At 62.3% G+C, this 14,235-nt stretch carries 11 protein-coding genes; 10 read left to right on the top strand and 1 reads right to left on the bottom strand.

The genetic code is table 11. The features are described 5' to 3' along the window. Nucleotides 1–77: 77 nt before the first annotated feature. The 10 genes from HX818_RS21925 (at nucleotide 78) to HX818_RS21880 (ending at nucleotide 13,036) form a co-directional block, all read left to right on the top strand. A complete protein-coding gene (locus tag HX818_RS21925; protein WP_008439257.1) occupies nucleotides 78–2,297 on the top strand; it encodes a primosomal protein N' in 2,220 nt (739 codons plus the stop codon). Nucleotides 2,298–2,531: 234 nt separating this feature from the next. Beyond that, nucleotides 2,532–4,268 carry an arginine--tRNA ligase gene (gene argS, locus HX818_RS21920; RefSeq protein ID WP_003209327.1) on the top strand — a complete coding sequence of 579 codons (1,737 nt, stop codon included), beginning with the start codon at nucleotides 2,532–2,534 and terminating at the stop codon, nucleotides 4,266–4,268. A gap of 1 nt (nucleotide 4,269) precedes the next feature. Beyond that, nucleotides 4,270–4,974 (top strand): SPOR domain-containing protein, encoded by a 705-nt coding sequence (locus HX818_RS21915; protein ID WP_003209324.1) that lies wholly within the window; start codon nucleotides 4,270–4,272, stop codon nucleotides 4,972–4,974. Nucleotides 4,975–5,230: 256 nt separating this feature from the next. Beyond that, nucleotides 5,231–5,761, top strand: coding sequence for an ATP-dependent protease subunit HslV (gene hslV, locus HX818_RS21910; RefSeq protein ID WP_003209323.1), 531 nt, complete (start codon nucleotides 5,231–5,233; stop codon nucleotides 5,759–5,761). Nucleotides 5,762–5,799: 38 nt separating this feature from the next. Then, complete coding sequence (hslU, locus tag HX818_RS21905; protein ID WP_008439258.1) at nucleotides 5,800–7,137, top strand: ATP-dependent protease ATPase subunit HslU; 1,338 nt, start codon at nucleotides 5,800–5,802, stop codon at nucleotides 7,135–7,137. A 162-nt stretch (nucleotides 7,138–7,299) separates the two neighbouring features. After that, nucleotides 7,300–7,677: a gamma-butyrobetaine hydroxylase-like domain-containing protein gene (locus tag HX818_RS21900; protein WP_003209319.1), complete on the top strand. Its 378-nt coding sequence runs from the start codon at nucleotides 7,300–7,302 to the stop codon at nucleotides 7,675–7,677. Between the two features lie 249 nt (nucleotides 7,678–7,926). Next, nucleotides 7,927–9,606 (top strand): class II poly(R)-hydroxyalkanoic acid synthase, encoded by a 1,680-nt coding sequence (phaC, locus tag HX818_RS21895; protein ID WP_003209318.1) that lies wholly within the window; start codon nucleotides 7,927–7,929, stop codon nucleotides 9,604–9,606. 152 nt (nucleotides 9,607–9,758) lie between these two features. After that, nucleotides 9,759–10,604, top strand: coding sequence for a poly(3-hydroxyalkanoate) depolymerase (gene phaZ, locus HX818_RS21890; protein WP_003209316.1), 846 nt, complete (start codon nucleotides 9,759–9,761; stop codon nucleotides 10,602–10,604). 101 nt (nucleotides 10,605–10,705) lie between these two features. Beyond that, nucleotides 10,706–12,388 (top strand): class II poly(R)-hydroxyalkanoic acid synthase, encoded by a 1,683-nt coding sequence (gene phaC / locus HX818_RS21885; RefSeq protein ID WP_003209314.1) that lies wholly within the window; start codon nucleotides 10,706–10,708, stop codon nucleotides 12,386–12,388. A 27-nt stretch (nucleotides 12,389–12,415) separates the two neighbouring features. Next, nucleotides 12,416–13,036 carry a TetR/AcrR family transcriptional regulator gene (locus tag HX818_RS21880; protein ID WP_003209312.1) on the top strand — a complete coding sequence of 207 codons (621 nt, stop codon included), beginning with the start codon at nucleotides 12,416–12,418 and terminating at the stop codon, nucleotides 13,034–13,036. A 171-nt stretch (nucleotides 13,037–13,207) separates the two neighbouring features. Here the strand turns inward: HX818_RS21880 and HX818_RS21875 are convergent, their stop codons facing one another. Next, a complete protein-coding gene (locus HX818_RS21875; RefSeq protein ID WP_177020730.1) occupies nucleotides 13,208–14,230 on the bottom strand; it encodes a phasin family protein in 1,023 nt (340 codons plus the stop codon). Between the last annotated feature and the right edge of the window lie 5 nt (nucleotides 14,231–14,235).

The raw sequence follows: 14,235 nt of genomic DNA, 5'->3' as shown, positions 1-14,235 counted from the left end.
AAGCCCGGCTCCCACATCCACCGCTGGTCTGCTAGGCTCCCGCCCTTCTTCGCCGCCCGTCATATGAGAACCCCCGCGTGCCCGACGCCATTTTGCGCCTCGCCCTGCCCTCGCCCCTGCGCCGCCTGTTCGATTATCGGGCCCCTGCCGGCGTATTGCGGTCGCAGTTGCAGCCCGGCATGCGCGTACGGGTACCGTTTGGCCGGCGGGAGATGATCGGCATCCTGGTGGAAGTCGCCGATCACAGCGAAGTGCCCGCCGAGAAGCTCAAGCCGGCCGTGGCCATCCTCGACAGCACGCCGCCGCTGCCGCCTGCGCTGTTCAAGCTGTGCCTGTGGACCTCGCAGTATTACCAGCACAGCCTCGGCGACACCTTGAGCTGGGCGCTGCCGGTGCTGTTGCGCCAGGGCGAACTGGCCGAGGCGCGCCAGGAGCGTTTCTGGTCGATGGTCCCGGGGGCGCGCATGGACGACCCGCGCATCGCCCGCGCCCCGCGCCAGCGTGAAGCCCTGGCAACCCTGGCCCAGCATCCCCACGGCGTCGCCCATCAGCTGTTAAGCAAGCTGATGCTGAGCAAGGACAGCCTGGACTTGCTGCTGGCCAAGGGCCTGGTGCAGGTGGAAATCCGCAAGCACGCCCCCGGCGAGCGCCACGAACACTGGCTGGCTCAGCCGGAATTGCCGCTCAACCCCGAACAACGCGCCGCCTACGAGGCAATTCGCGCCGGCTTCGACAGCTTCCACGCGTTCCTGCTGGCCGGCGTCACGGGCAGCGGCAAGACCGAAGTCTATTTGCAACTGATCCGCGAAACCCTCGAAGCCGGCAAACAGGCACTGGTGCTGATCCCCGAGATCAACCTCGGCCCGCAAACCCTGGCGCGTTTCGAGCAGCGTTTCAACGCGCGCATCGCCCTGGTGCACTCGGCGGTCAACGACCGCGAGCGCCTGGAATCCTGGCTCGCCGCCCGGGACGGCGAGGCCGACATTATTATCGGCACCCGTTCGGCGCTGTTCACCCCGATGAAAAATCCCGGGCTGATCATCATCGACGAAGAACATGACGGCTCCTATAAACAGCAGGAAGGCCTGCGCTACCACGCCCGCGACCTGGCGCTGGTGCGCGCCCGCCAGGAAAACATCCCGATTGTGCTGGGCTCGGCCACGCCTTCCCTGGAAAGCCTGCACAACGCCTACACCGGGCGCTACGGCCTGCTGCGTCTCAATGAGCGGGCCGGCGGCGCCAAGCAGCCCCGCTTCCTGCGCCTGGATGTAAAAAGTCGCCCGCTGGACAGCGGCATTTCCGGGCCGATGCAGCAAGCCATCGGGCAAACCCTCGCGGCGGGCCAGCAAGTGCTGGTGTTCCTCAACCGCCGGGGTTTTGCGCCGACGCTGCTGTGCCACGACTGCGGCTGGATGTCCGAGTGCAATCGCTGCGATGCGCGAATGACCGTGCACCAGCGCTCCGGCGAGTTGCGCTGCCATCACTGCGGCCATGTGGAACGGGTGCCGCGGCACTGCCCGCAGTGCGGCAAAGTCGACTTGCGACCGGTGGGCGCGGGCACCGAGCGCGCCGAAGAACGACTGGGCATCCTGTTCCCGGATTACCCGGTGCTGCGGGTCGACCGCGACAGCACCTCGCGCAAGGACGCGATGAATCAGTTGTTCGCCACGATCCAGAAGGGCCAGCCGTGCATTCTGGTGGGCACGCAGATGCTTGCCAAAGGGCATCACTTCCCACGGGTGACCCTGGTGTCGATCCTGGATGCCGACGGCGGGCTGTTCTCCGGGGATTTTCGCGCCAGCGAGCGCATGGCGCAGTTGATCGTGCAGGTCGCAGGCCGGGCCGGGCGGGCCGAAGAGCCGGGCAAGGTGATCATCCAGACGCACCTGGCCGACCACCCGCTGCTGATTCAACTGACAGAACAAGGCTACTTTGCCTTCGCCGAACAGGCCTTGAGCGAGCGACGCTCGGCAGGTTTGCCACCGTTTGCGCATCTGGCGCTGCTGCGGGCCGAAGCGCACAAGCCAGGGCAGGCCGAAGGTTTCCTGGATGAAGCGTGCAGCGAGGCTGAACGTTTGCTGGGGGAACTGGGTCTGACCGGCATCGAGCTATTGGGCCCGGTGCCAGCACCGATGGAACGCCGCGCCGGGCGCTACCGCGCCCAGCTACTCTTGCAAGCCAGTGCCCGCGCGCCGCTGCATCGTTTATTAAGCAGCTGGTTACTTGCGCTGGAGCAAATGCCCAGTGGTCGCCAGGTGAGATGGTCGCTGGACGTAGACCCGGTAGATTTGTATTAACCCCCTGTGGCGAGGGAGCTTGCTCCCGCTGGGCTGCGTAGCAGCCCCAAAAAAGCCGGGAGCGCTACGCACTCCAGCGGGAGCAAGCTCCCTCGCCACAGCAAGCTCCCTCGCCACAGGTTAATCGTCCGTCAAGGTCCCGCGAAGGTTGGCAAGCCCGCCCTCGCCACGGATAATGCCCAGTTTTTCCACCTGCGCATCGCGCGCCACCGCTTGCGGTCGAAAGAGAACACCATGAAAGACACCATTCGCCAGCTGATCCAACAAGCCCTCACCCAACTCGTCAACGAAGGTGTGTTGCCTGAAGGCCTGACGCCGGCGATCCAGGTGGAAAATACCCGCGACAAGACCCACGGTGATTTCGCCAGCAACATCGCGATGATGCTGGCCAAGCCGGCCGGCCTGAAGCCGCGCGACCTGGCGGAAAAAATCATCGCCGCGCTGCCGGCCGACCCGCAGGTAACCAAGGCTGAAATCGCCGGCCCAGGCTTCATCAACTTCTTCCAGAACACCCAGGCCCTGGCTTCGCGCCTGGACGCGGCCCTGGCCGACGCGAAAATCGGCGTGCGCAAGGCCGGCCCGGCACAGCGCGTGGCCATCGACCTGTCGGCACCGAACCTGGCCAAGGAAATGCACGTGGGCCACCTGCGCTCCACCATCATCGGTGACGGCGTGGCGCGGGTCCTGGAGTTCCTCGGCGATGACGTGATCCGCCAGAACCACGTGGGCGACTGGGGTACCCAGTTCGGCATGTTGATGGCCTATCTGCAGGAAAACCCGATCACCAGCAACGAGCTGTCGGACCTGGAGAACTTCTACCGCGCCGCCAAGAAGCGTTTCGACGAATCCGAAGAATTCGCCGACCGCGCCCGTGGCCTGGTGGTCAAGCTGCAAGCCGGCGATGCCGAATGCCTGGAACTGTGGGGCCGCTTCCGCGAGATCTCGCTGTCCCACTGCCAGGAAATCTACGAGCTGCTCAACGTCAAATTGACCATGGCCGACGTGATGGGCGAAAGCGCCTACAACGACGACCTGATCAACGTGGTCAACGACCTCAAGGCCAAGGGCCTGCTGGTTGAAAGCAACGGCGCGCAGTGCGTGTTCCTCGAAGAATTCAAGACCGCCGACGGCGACCCGCTGCCGGTGATCATCGTCAAGGCCGATGGCGGCTACCTCTACGCCACCACCGACCTCGCCGCCGTGCGCTACCGCAGCGGCGTGCTGAAAGCCGACCGTGCCCTGTATTTCGTTGACCAGCGCCAGGCCCTGCACTTCCAGCAAGTGTTTGAAGTGGCGCGCCGCGCCGGTTTCGTGACCCACCCGATGCAGATGGAACACATGGGCTTCGGCACCATGAACGGCGCCGATGGCCGCCCGTTCAAGACCCGTGACGGCGGCACCGTGAAGCTGATCGACCTGCTGAACGAAGCCCAGGACCGCGCCTACAACCTGGTGAAGGAAAAGAACCCGGAGCTGGCCGAAGCTGACCTGCGCAACATCGCCCGCGTCGTGGGGATTGGCGCGGTGAAATACGCCGACCTGTCCAAGCACCGCACCAGCGACTACAGCTTCAACTTCGAATTGATGCTCAACTTCGAAGGCAACACCGCGCCGTACCTGCTGTATGCCTACACGCGGGTGGCCGGTGTGTTCCGCAAGCTGGGCAAGGACTTCAGCGAAGTCGAAGGCCAGATCAACCTTGAGGCGCCACACGAGCAGGAACTGGCCGCCAAACTGGCGCAATTCGGCGAAGTGCTGAACAGCGTCGGCGAAAAAGGCACACCGCACATCCTCTGCACCTATTTGTACGAAGTCGCCGGTTTGTTCTCCAGCTTCTACGAGAACTGCCCGATCCTGACCGCAGACGACGAAGCCCAAAAGCAGAGCCGCCTGCGCCTCGCCGCACTGGCAGGACGGACCCTCAAGCAAGGCCTGGAATTGTTGGGCCTGGAAACTCTGGAGCGTATGTAAGTTGGCTGCCAAGAAAAAACCTGCACCCAAGCGCGGCGCCAGCCGCTATCAGGCACCGGCGAAGAAGCCTATTCCGGGCTGGTTGTGGATGGCCATCGGCCTGACGGTCGGCGCGTTTGTGGTGTTCCTGATGAAGCTCGACCCGGGCAAGGGCGATGACGTCAAACGGGTCAAGCAAGAACAGCAGAAGGCCACGAAAATGGCCGAGGCGAACAAGACACCGCCTAGCCCGACTGCGCCGGTGAAGCCGAAATACGACTTCTACACGCTGCTGCCGGAATCGGAAGTGATCGTGCCGCCGGACGCCGTGCCGGAGAAAACCCTGCCGACGCCGCAGCCGGTGCCGACTACGCCGGTTACCCCGGCCGAAGCAGCGAAGATCGACACGGCCCGGGCCCAGGCTGCGCTGGCCGGGATTACCCCGCCGCCACCGCCGCCGGTCGCCACCACCAAGGCCGCGCCCGTGACCAAGTTCTTCCTGCAGGCGGGCTCGTTCCCGAAACAGGCGGATGCGGACCGTGTGCGCGCGCAGATTATTTTGCTGGGGCAGGCGGTGACGGTGGAGTCCGGGACGGTTAAGGATGCGACCTGGTATCGCGTGCTGGTAGGGCCGTTCAGCAACCGTGAACAGCTGACCGTGGCGCAGAAGCAACTGGCCGGCGCCGGGTTTAGCAACCTGTTGTTACAACAACGCCAGAGCCGCTGATTCCGGAAACAGCATCGGGTTAATGTGGGAGCGGGCTTGCTCGCGAATGCGGTAGATCAGTCAATATTTCCAGTGACTGACACACCGCATTCGCGAGCAAGCCCGCTCCCACATTTGATTTTCAGCGGCCTCAGGACCGAGTCCGACACATAAACACCACTCGTCCGCCCTCCCGTCCTACAGTTGAAATCCCCCCCGCCACCCCCATATGAGTTCCATCAGGGCATTTTCGCCCCGCAGCGTGGAGACTCTCCCCTTGACCACCATCGTTTCAGTTCGCCGCCACGGCAAAGTCGTCATGGGCGGCGACGGCCAGGTTTCACTTGGCAATACCGTGATGAAAGGCAACGCGAAAAAAGTCCGTCGCCTGTACCACGGCCAGGTCCTCGCCGGTTTCGCCGGCGCCACCGCTGACGCCTTTACCCTGTTCGAGCGCTTTGAAGGCCAACTTGAGAAGCACCAGGGCCATCTGGTCCGTGCCGCCGTCGAACTCGCCAAAGAATGGCGCACCGACCGCTCCCTCAGCCGCCTGGAAGCCATGCTGGCCGTCGCCAACAAAGACGCCTCCCTGATCATCACCGGCAACGGCGACGTGGTTGAACCCGAAGAAGGCCTGATCGCCATGGGCTCCGGCGGCGGCTACGCACAAGCGGCGGCCAGCGCCCTGCTGAAGAAAACCGACCTGTCGGCCCGGGAAATCGTCGAGACTGCCCTGGGTATCGCTGGCGACATCTGTGTCTTCACCAACCACAACCTGACCATTGAGGAGCAGGACCTCGCCGAATAAGCCGCAGGCTTATTCCCGCTTGAGGACCGCCAATTACTATGTCCATGACTCCCCGCGAAATCGTCCATGAACTCAATCGCCATATCATCGGCCAGGACGATGCCAAGCGCGCCGTTGCCATCGCCCTGCGTAACCGCTGGCGCCGGATGCAACTGCCCGAAGAATTGCGCGTTGAAGTAACCCCGAAGAACATCCTGATGATCGGCCCGACCGGTGTCGGTAAAACCGAGATCGCCCGGCGCCTGGCCAAGCTGGCCAATGCTCCGTTCATCAAGGTCGAAGCCACCAAGTTCACCGAAGTGGGCTACGTGGGCCGTGACGTCGAGTCGATCATTCGGGACCTGGCCGACGCGGCCCTAAAGCTGCTGCGCGAACAGGAAATGACCAAGGTCAGCCATCGCGCCGAAGACGCCGCTGAAGAACGCATCCTCGACGCCTTGCTGCCACCGGCACGCATGGGCTTCAACGAAGACGCCGCACCGAGCTCGGATTCCAACACCCGCCAGCTGTTCCGCAAGCGCCTGCGTGAAGGTCAGCTGGACGACAAGGAAATCGAGATTGAAGTCGCCGAAGTGTCCGGCGTCGACATCTCCGCACCGCCTGGCATGGAAGAAATGACCAGCCAGTTGCAGAACCTGTTCGCCAACATGGGCAAGGGCAAGAAGAAAAGCCGCAAGCTCAAGGTGAAGGAAGCGCTGAAACTGGTGCGCGACGAAGAAGCCGGGCGCCTGGTCAATGAGGAAGAACTCAAGGCCAAGGCCCTGGAAGCGGTCGAGCAGCACGGCATCGTGTTCATCGACGAGATCGACAAGGTGGCCAAGCGCGGCAATTCCGGCGGCGTCGACGTGTCCCGCGAAGGCGTGCAGCGCGACCTGCTGCCGCTGATCGAAGGCTGCACCGTCAACACCAAGCTGGGCATGGTCAAGACCGACCACATCCTGTTTATCGCATCCGGTGCGTTCCACCTGAGCAAGCCGAGCGACCTGGTGCCGGAGCTGCAAGGCCGCCTGCCGATTCGCGTTGAGCTGAAAGCGCTGACGCCGGGCGATTTCGAACGCATCCTCAGCGAGCCGCATGCGTCGCTGACCGAGCAATACCGCGAGCTGCTGAAAACCGAAGGCCTGGGGATTGAGTTCCTGCCGGACGGTATCAAGCGTCTGGCGGAGATTGCCTGGCAGGTCAACGAGAAGACCGAGAACATCGGTGCCCGTCGCTTGCACACCCTGCTTGAGCGCCTACTGGAGGAAGTGTCCTTCAGTGCCGGCGACATGGCGGGCGCGCAGAATGGCGAAGCAATCAAGATCGACGCCGACTACGTCAACAGCCACCTGGGCGAATTGGCGCAGAACGAAGATCTGTCTCGTTATATCCTGTAAGCCTCACGCAGGAACCGCTCTGCTTTAATGTGGGAGCGGGCTTGCTCGCGAATGCGGTGGGTCAGTTTATGCAACGGTGACTGACCCACCGCATTCGCGAGCAAGCCCGCTCCCACAGTTTAAAGCCGGTTCCTTCAGGATCATCTCTGAGCGGTTCCCCAAATGACCAAACTGCCTACCGCCATCAACCTGCACAAAGCCTCCAGGACCCTGGGCCTCACCTACGGTCCCGACGAGGTGTATCAACTGCCCGCCGAATTCCTTCGCGTGCACTCCCCCTCCGCCGAGGTCCAGGGCCACGGCAAACCGATCCTGCAATTCGGCAAGCTCAATGTCGGCTTGACCAAGATCGAACCCGCCGGCCAATACGCACTGAAATTGACCTTCGACGATGGCCATGACAGCGGATTGTTCACCTGGGACTACCTCTATCAACTTGCCGTGCGTCAGGACGCGCTGTGGGCTGACTATCTTGCCGAGCTGAAAGCCGCCGGAAAAACCCGCGACCCGAGCCAGTCGGTCGTGCGGCTGATGCTCTAGCCCAGGCCTCTTGCTCATTAGTGGGCATTTTCTAATTCCATCTGCTTGAATGCCCCTCTGTCGTGGCCAACGATTGGCCCGCTTGCGAAAAAAATTAAACTCGGGTAACCAATGGAACTGGCAAGTTCCCTGCATTTGACGATGCGGTATTAACGGTCACCCGAGCAGTAGTACCAGGCTGTGCTGTGTGGCAAGTAGTGGTACACAGCGGTACCCGGTACTCGTCTGTCGGACAATGGAGCGTCGTAGATGAGTAACAAGAACAACGATGACTTGAAACGCCAGGCCTCGGAAAACACCCTGGGGCTGAACCCGATCATCGCGTTACGGAAAAAGGATTTACTGGCATCCGCTCGGATGGTGCTGACCCAGGCCATCAAACAACCGTTGCACAGCGTCAAGCACGTCGCCCATTTTGGCGTCGAATTGAAGAACGTGGTGTTCGGCAAATCACAGCTGACACCCGAGGCCGACGACCGTCGTTTCAACGACCCGGCGTGGACCCAGAACCCGCTCTACAAACGTTACCTGCAAACCTACCTGGCGTGGCGCAAGGAGCTGCACGACTGGATCGGTGACAGCAACCTGTCGGAACACGACATCAGCCGCGGCCACTTCGTCATCAACCTGATGACCGAAGCCATGGCGCCCACCAACAGCGCGGCCAACCCGGCGGCGGTCAAACGCTTCTTTGAAACCGGCGGCAAGAGCCTGCTGGATGGCCTGTCCCACCTGGCCAAGGACATGGTGCACAACGGCGGCATGCCGAGCCAGGTCAACATGGGCGCCTTTGAAGTGGGCAAGAGCCTGGGCACCACCGAAGGCGCCGTGGTGTTTCGCAACGATGTGCTGGAGCTGATCCAGTACCGGCCGATCACCGAGCAGGTGCACGAACGCCCACTGCTGGTGGTGCCGCCGCAGATCAACAAGTTCTATGTATTCGACCTGAGCCCGGACAAGAGCCTGGCGCGCTTCTGCCTGCGCAATAACCAGCAGACGTTTATCGTCAGTTGGCGCAACCCGACCAAGGCCCAGCGCGAGTGGGGCCTGTCGACCTACATCGAGGCGCTGAAAGAAGCGGTCGATGTGGTGAGCGCGATCACCGGCAGCAAAGACATCAACATGCTCGGCGCCTGCTCCGGCGGCATCACCTGCACCGCCCTGCTGGGCCACTACGCGGCGCTGGGCGAGAAGAAGGTCAACGCCCTGACCCTGCTGGTGAGCGTGCTGGACACGACCCTGGACACCCAGGTGGCGTTGTTCGTCGACGAACAGACCCTGGAAGCAGCCAAGCGCCATTCCTACCAGGCCGGTGTGCTGGAAGGCCGCGACATGGCCAAGGTGTTTGCCTGGATGCGCCCCAATGACCTGATCTGGAACTACTGGGTCAACAACTACCTGCTGGGCAACGAGCCACCGGTGTTCGACATCCTGTTCTGGAACAACGACACCACCCGCTTGCCGGCCGCGTTCCATGGCGACCTGATCGAACTGTTCAAGAACAATCCCTTGGTGCGGGCCAATGCCCTGGAAGTGTGCGGCACGCCGATCGACCTGAAGCAGGTCACTGCCGATATTTATTCTTTGGCCGGCACCAACGACCACATCACACCGTGGCAGTCCTGCTACAAGTCGGCGCAGCTGTTTGGCGGCAAGGTGGAGTTTGTGCTGTCCAGCAGCGGGCATATCCAGAGCATTCTGAACCCGCCGGGCAATCCCAAGTCGCGTTACCAGACCAGCGATACGATGCCGGGCAAGGCCCTGGACTGGCAGGAGAACGCCACCAAGCACACCGATTCGTGGTGGTTGCATTGGCAGGCGTGGCAGGCGGAGCGGTCGGGCAAGTTGAAGAAGGCGCCTGCGAACCTGGGCAACAAGACTTATGCAGCGGCGGAAGCGGCGCCGGGCACATACGTTCACGAAAGGTAGGCGGGAATGGGATCAAATGTGGGAGCTGGCTTGCCTGCGATGGCATCAACTCGGTGTGCCTGATACACCGTAGCGTCTGCATCGCAGGCAAGCCAGCTCCCACATTGACCGTATTCCCGCAGGGAAATAGCGCCATTTTGCAGGGTAAGCCCATGCCGCAACCGTTCATCTTCCGTACCATCGACCTGGATGGCCAAGCCATCCGCACGGCGGTACGCCCGGGCAAGCCTCACTTGACGCCGCTGCTGATTTTCAACGGCATCGGCGCCAACCTTGAGCTGGTGTTTCCGTTCGTCCAGGCCCTGGACCCGGACCTGGAAGTGATTGCCTTTGATGTGCCAGGCGTCGGCGGCTCGTCGACCCCCAGCCGGCCTTATCGCTTTCCCGGCCTGGCCAAACTCACCGCGCGCATGCTCGATTACCTGGACTATGGCCAGGTCAACGCGGTGGGCGTTTCCTGGGGCGGCGCGCTGGCGCAGCAGTTCGCCTATGACTATCCGGAGCGCTGCAAGAAGCTGATTCTGGCCGCCACCGCCGCCGGTGCCTTCATGGTGCCGGGCAAGCCGAAGGTCTTGTGGCTGATGGCCAGCCCCCGGCGTTATATCCAACCGTCCCACGTGGTGCGCATTGCACCGATGATCTACGGCGGCTCCTTCCGTCGGGATTCGAAACTGGCCGCCGAACACGCGAGCAAAGTGCGTTCGGCGGGCAAGCTGGGTTACTACTGGCAACTGTTCGCCGGGCTTGGCTGGACCAGCATCCACTGGCTGCACAAGATCAAGCAGCCGACCCTGGTGCTGGCCGGCGACGACGACCCGCTGATCCCGCTGATCAACATGCGCATGCTGGCCTGGCGCATTCCCAACGCCCAACTGCACATCATCGACGACGGCCATCTGTTCCTGATTACCCGGGCCGAGGCCGTGGCGCCGATCATCATGAAGTTTCTCCAGGAGGAACGCCTGAGGGCGGTGATTCACCCGCAACCCGCACTTTAGACGGCAGCGGTCAGGACGACCGCGCCGCGCAACTTGGCCAGAACCGACTATGGTTCTGAATTGGCGTGCTTGTTGATGGCTTGACGAAGGAGTGTTGGCGCATGCGAGAAAGACCCGTATCGAACCCGGTGCCCACACCCGCCGCGTTCATCAATATTGAAAGTGCGATCACCGGCCTGCGCGGCCGGGATTTGCTCTCGACCCTGCGCAGCGTCGCCGCACACGGCTTGCGCAATCCGGTGCACACCGCCCGCCACGCCCTGAAGTTGGGCGGGCAATTGGGCCGCGTGCTGCTCGGGGAAACGGTGCACGAGCCGAACCCGAAGGACAGCCGCTTCGCCGACCCGACCTGGCAGCTCAACCCGTTTTATCGGCGCAGCCTGCAAGCCTACCTGAGCTGGCAAAAACAGACCCGCCACTGGATCGACGACAGCAACCTCAGCGCCGACGACCGGGCGCGGGCGCACTTTGCCTTTGCCCTGCTCAACGATGCGGTGTCGCCATCCAACACCCTGCTCAACCCGCTGGCGATCAAGGAGCTGCTCAACTCCGGCGGCAACAGCGTGGTGCGTGGCGTCAGCAACCTGTTCGACGACCTGCTGCACAACAACGGCTTGCCGCGCCAGGTCACCAAGCAGGCCTTTGAAGTCGGCAAGACGGTGGCCACCACACCCGGTTCGGTGGTGTTTCGCAATGAACTGCTGGAGCTGATCCAGTACAAGCCCATGAGCGAAAAACAGTACGCCAAGCCGCTGCTGGTGGTGCCGCCGCAAATCAACAAGTACTACATTTTCGACCTGAGCCCGAACAACAGCTTCGTCCAGTTCGCTCTGAAAAATGGCCTGCAAGTGTTTATGGTCAGCTGGCGCAACCCGGATGTACGCCACCGGGAATGGGGCTTGTCCACCTACGTCGCGGCTTTGGAAGAAGCGCTGAACGTAACCCGCGCAATCACCGGCGCCCGTGAGGTCAACCTGATGGGCGCCTGCGCCGGTGGCCTGACCATCGCCGCGCTGCAAGGCCATCTGCAGGCCAAGCGCCAGTTGCGCCGTATCTCCAGCGCCAGCTACCTGGTGAGCCTGCTGGACAGCCAGATCGACAGCCCCGCCACCCTGTTCGCCGACGAACAGACGCTGGAAGCCGCCAAGCGCCGCTCTTACCAGCAAGGCGTACTCGACGGCCGGGACATGGCCAAGGTATTCGCCTGGATGCGTCCCAACGACCTGATCTGGAACTACTGGATCAACAATTACCTGCTGGGCAAGGAACCGCCGGCCTTCGACATCCTGTACTGGAACAACGACAACACCCGCCTGCCCGCCGCGCTGCATGGCGACTTGCTGGACTTCTTCAAGCACAACCCGCTGAGCCACCCCGGCGGCCTGGAGGTGTGCGGCACGCCTGTCGACTTGCAGAAGGTGACGGTGGACAGTTTCAGCGTAGGCGGCATCAACGACCACATCACGCCGTGGGACGCGGTGTACCGCTCCACCCAGCTGCTGGGCGGCGACAAGCGCTTCATTCTGTCCAACAGCGGGCATGTCCAGAGCATCCTCAACCCGCCGGGCAACCCCAAGGCCAACTACGTCGAGAACCTCAAGCTGAGCAGCGACCCGCGCGCCTGGTACTACGACGCCAATCATGTCGAGGGCAGCTGGTGGCCCAACTGGCTGGCGTGGATCCAGCAGCGCTCCGGTGTACAGCGCGAAACCCTGACCGCCCTGGGCAACCAGAATTACCCACCGATGGAAGCGGCGCCGGGCACCTATGTGCGAGTCCGCTGAGCCCCACGACGACTTTAAGAAGACTGGATGAAGACCCGCGACCGTATCCTTGAATGTGCCTTGCAGTTGTTCAACCACAAGGGCGAGCCGAACGTGTCGACCATGGAGGTGGCCAATGAAATGGGGATCAGCCCCGGCAATCTCTATTACCACTTCCATGGCAAGGAACCGTTGGTGCTCGGGCTGTTCGAGCGCTTTCAAAACGAATTGGCGCCGTTGCTCGATCCGCCGGAAGACGCACAACTGGCGGCCGAGGATTACTGGCTGTTCCTGCACCTGATCGTGGAGCGCATGGCGCACTATCGGTTTCTGTTCCAGGACCTGTCGAACCTGGCGGGCCGCTTGCCGAAACTGGCCAAGGGCATCCGCAACCTGCTGACGGCGCTCAAGCGCACGCTGGCCTCGTTGCTGGCCCGCCTCAAGACGGATGGGCAACTGGTCAGTGAAACCCAGGCGCTGGGGCAGTTGGTGGAACAGATCACCATGACCTTGCTGTTTTCCCTGGACTACCAGCGGATTCTCGACCGAGAAGGTGAGGTGCGGGTGGTGGTGTACCAGATCATGATGCTGGTGGCCCCGCATCTGCTGATGCCGGCGAGGCTGGCGACAGAGAGGTTGGCGCTGCGCTACCTGGACGACGCGGACTAAAATGTGGGAGCGGGCTTGCTCGCGAAAGCGGAGTGTCAGTCAATACATGTGTGACTGATCCACCGCTTTCGCGAGCAAGCCCGCTCCCACATTGGATTTGTGTTGTTCTGTAGATTCCATAAAAAACGCCCGACCTTCGCAGGCCGGGCGTTTTTATGTGTCCCGTAAAAATCAGGACTGACTGGTAGGCGTCGGGCTTGCCGGCGTTGCAGTCGGGGTAGCAGCAGGCGTCGGTGGCGTGACCGAGTTGGTCGCCGGCGCTGCAGTTGCAGGCTTGGCCGCTACCGCTGGCTTCGGCGCTGCTGGCTTTTTGGCTACGGCCGGCTTCTTCGCCGCAGCCGGTTTTGCAGCTGGCTTGGCCGCTGCAGGTTTTGCAGCCGCAGGCTTGGCGGCGGGTTTGGCAGCAACCGGCTTGGCTGCAGGTTTCGCAGCGGCTGGCTTGGCAGCAGGCTTCGCTGCAGCAGGTTTGGCGGCAGCGGTTTTCGCCGCTGGCTTGGCTGCTGCTTTTGCTGCCGGCTTGGCTGCAGGTTTCGCCGCAGGTTTTGCAGCTGCTTTAGCGGCCACTGGTTTAGCGGCAGGCTTGGCGGCCGGTTTAGCCGCTGCGGTTTTCGCCGCAGGCTTGGCAGCCGGTTTTGCAGCAGCTTTGGCCGGCGCCTTGGTGGCTGGCTTGGCTGCCGGTTTGGCGGCGGCCTTGACCAGCGGTTTAGCGGCGGTTTTAGCAGCAGGCTTGGCCGCTGCAGTTTTCGCCGCAGGCTTGGCAGCCGGTTTAGCCGCTGCAGTTTTAGCCGCAACTGGCGCAGCTTTAAGGCCAGTGAGTTTTTCGATTTGCCTGGTCAAGGTATCGACCTTGCTGTGCAGCGCTTTCACTTCAGTACGGCTAGGTACGCCGAGTCGCGAAATGGCACTGTTCAGGCGCTTGTCAAAAGCCCCTTCCAGTTCGCCCCACTTATCGCTGATACGTGATTTGGCAGAACCGGCGGAAGCCTTTGCCGCATCGACTTGTTTACCCACTGTGCTCTTGGTCAACTTCTCGGCCTTCTCGCCGTCCTTAACCAAAGTCTCGAAGTATTTACCGCCGTCACTGCTCACCTTCGAGTACACGCCTAAACCGGCCAGCCAGATCTTGCGGGAGTATTTTTCAACTTCCCCGATCCACGAGCTGCCTTCTTTATCAGTAGTCTTTTTACCAGCCATCCCGT

Origin of the sequence: Pseudomonas sp. F9001 (assembly GCF_013385435.1) — a bacterium.
In the GTDB taxonomy this organism is placed as follows: domain Bacteria; phylum Pseudomonadota; class Gammaproteobacteria; order Pseudomonadales; family Pseudomonadaceae; genus Aquipseudomonas.
Note: the sequence above shows the minus strand (reverse complement) of the source record. Positions and strands in the feature narration are given on the sequence as shown.

What these genes read in the sequence shown, in the direction of transcription:
- argS (WP_003209327.1), top strand. Translation starts at nt 2,532, where the DNA reads ATGAAAGACACCATTCGCCAGCTGATCCAACAAGCCCTCACCCAACTC.
- hslU (WP_008439258.1), top strand. Translation starts at nt 5,800, where the DNA reads ATGTCCATGACTCCCCGCGAAATCGTCCATGAACTCAATCGCCATATC.
- HX818_RS21900 (WP_003209319.1), top strand. Translation starts at nt 7,300, where the DNA reads ATGACCAAACTGCCTACCGCCATCAACCTGCACAAAGCCTCCAGGACC.
- phaC (WP_003209318.1), top strand. Translation starts at nt 7,927, where the DNA reads ATGAGTAACAAGAACAACGATGACTTGAAACGCCAGGCCTCGGAAAAC.
- phaZ (WP_003209316.1), top strand. Translation starts at nt 9,759, where the DNA reads ATGCCGCAACCGTTCATCTTCCGTACCATCGACCTGGATGGCCAAGCC.
- phaC (WP_003209314.1), top strand. Translation starts at nt 10,706, where the DNA reads ATGCGAGAAAGACCCGTATCGAACCCGGTGCCCACACCCGCCGCGTTC.
- HX818_RS21880 (WP_003209312.1), top strand. Translation starts at nt 12,416, where the DNA reads ATGAAGACCCGCGACCGTATCCTTGAATGTGCCTTGCAGTTGTTCAAC.
- HX818_RS21875 (WP_177020730.1), bottom strand. Translation starts at nt 14,230, where the DNA reads ATGGCTGGTAAAAAGACTACTGATAAAGAAGGCAGCTCGTGGATCGGG.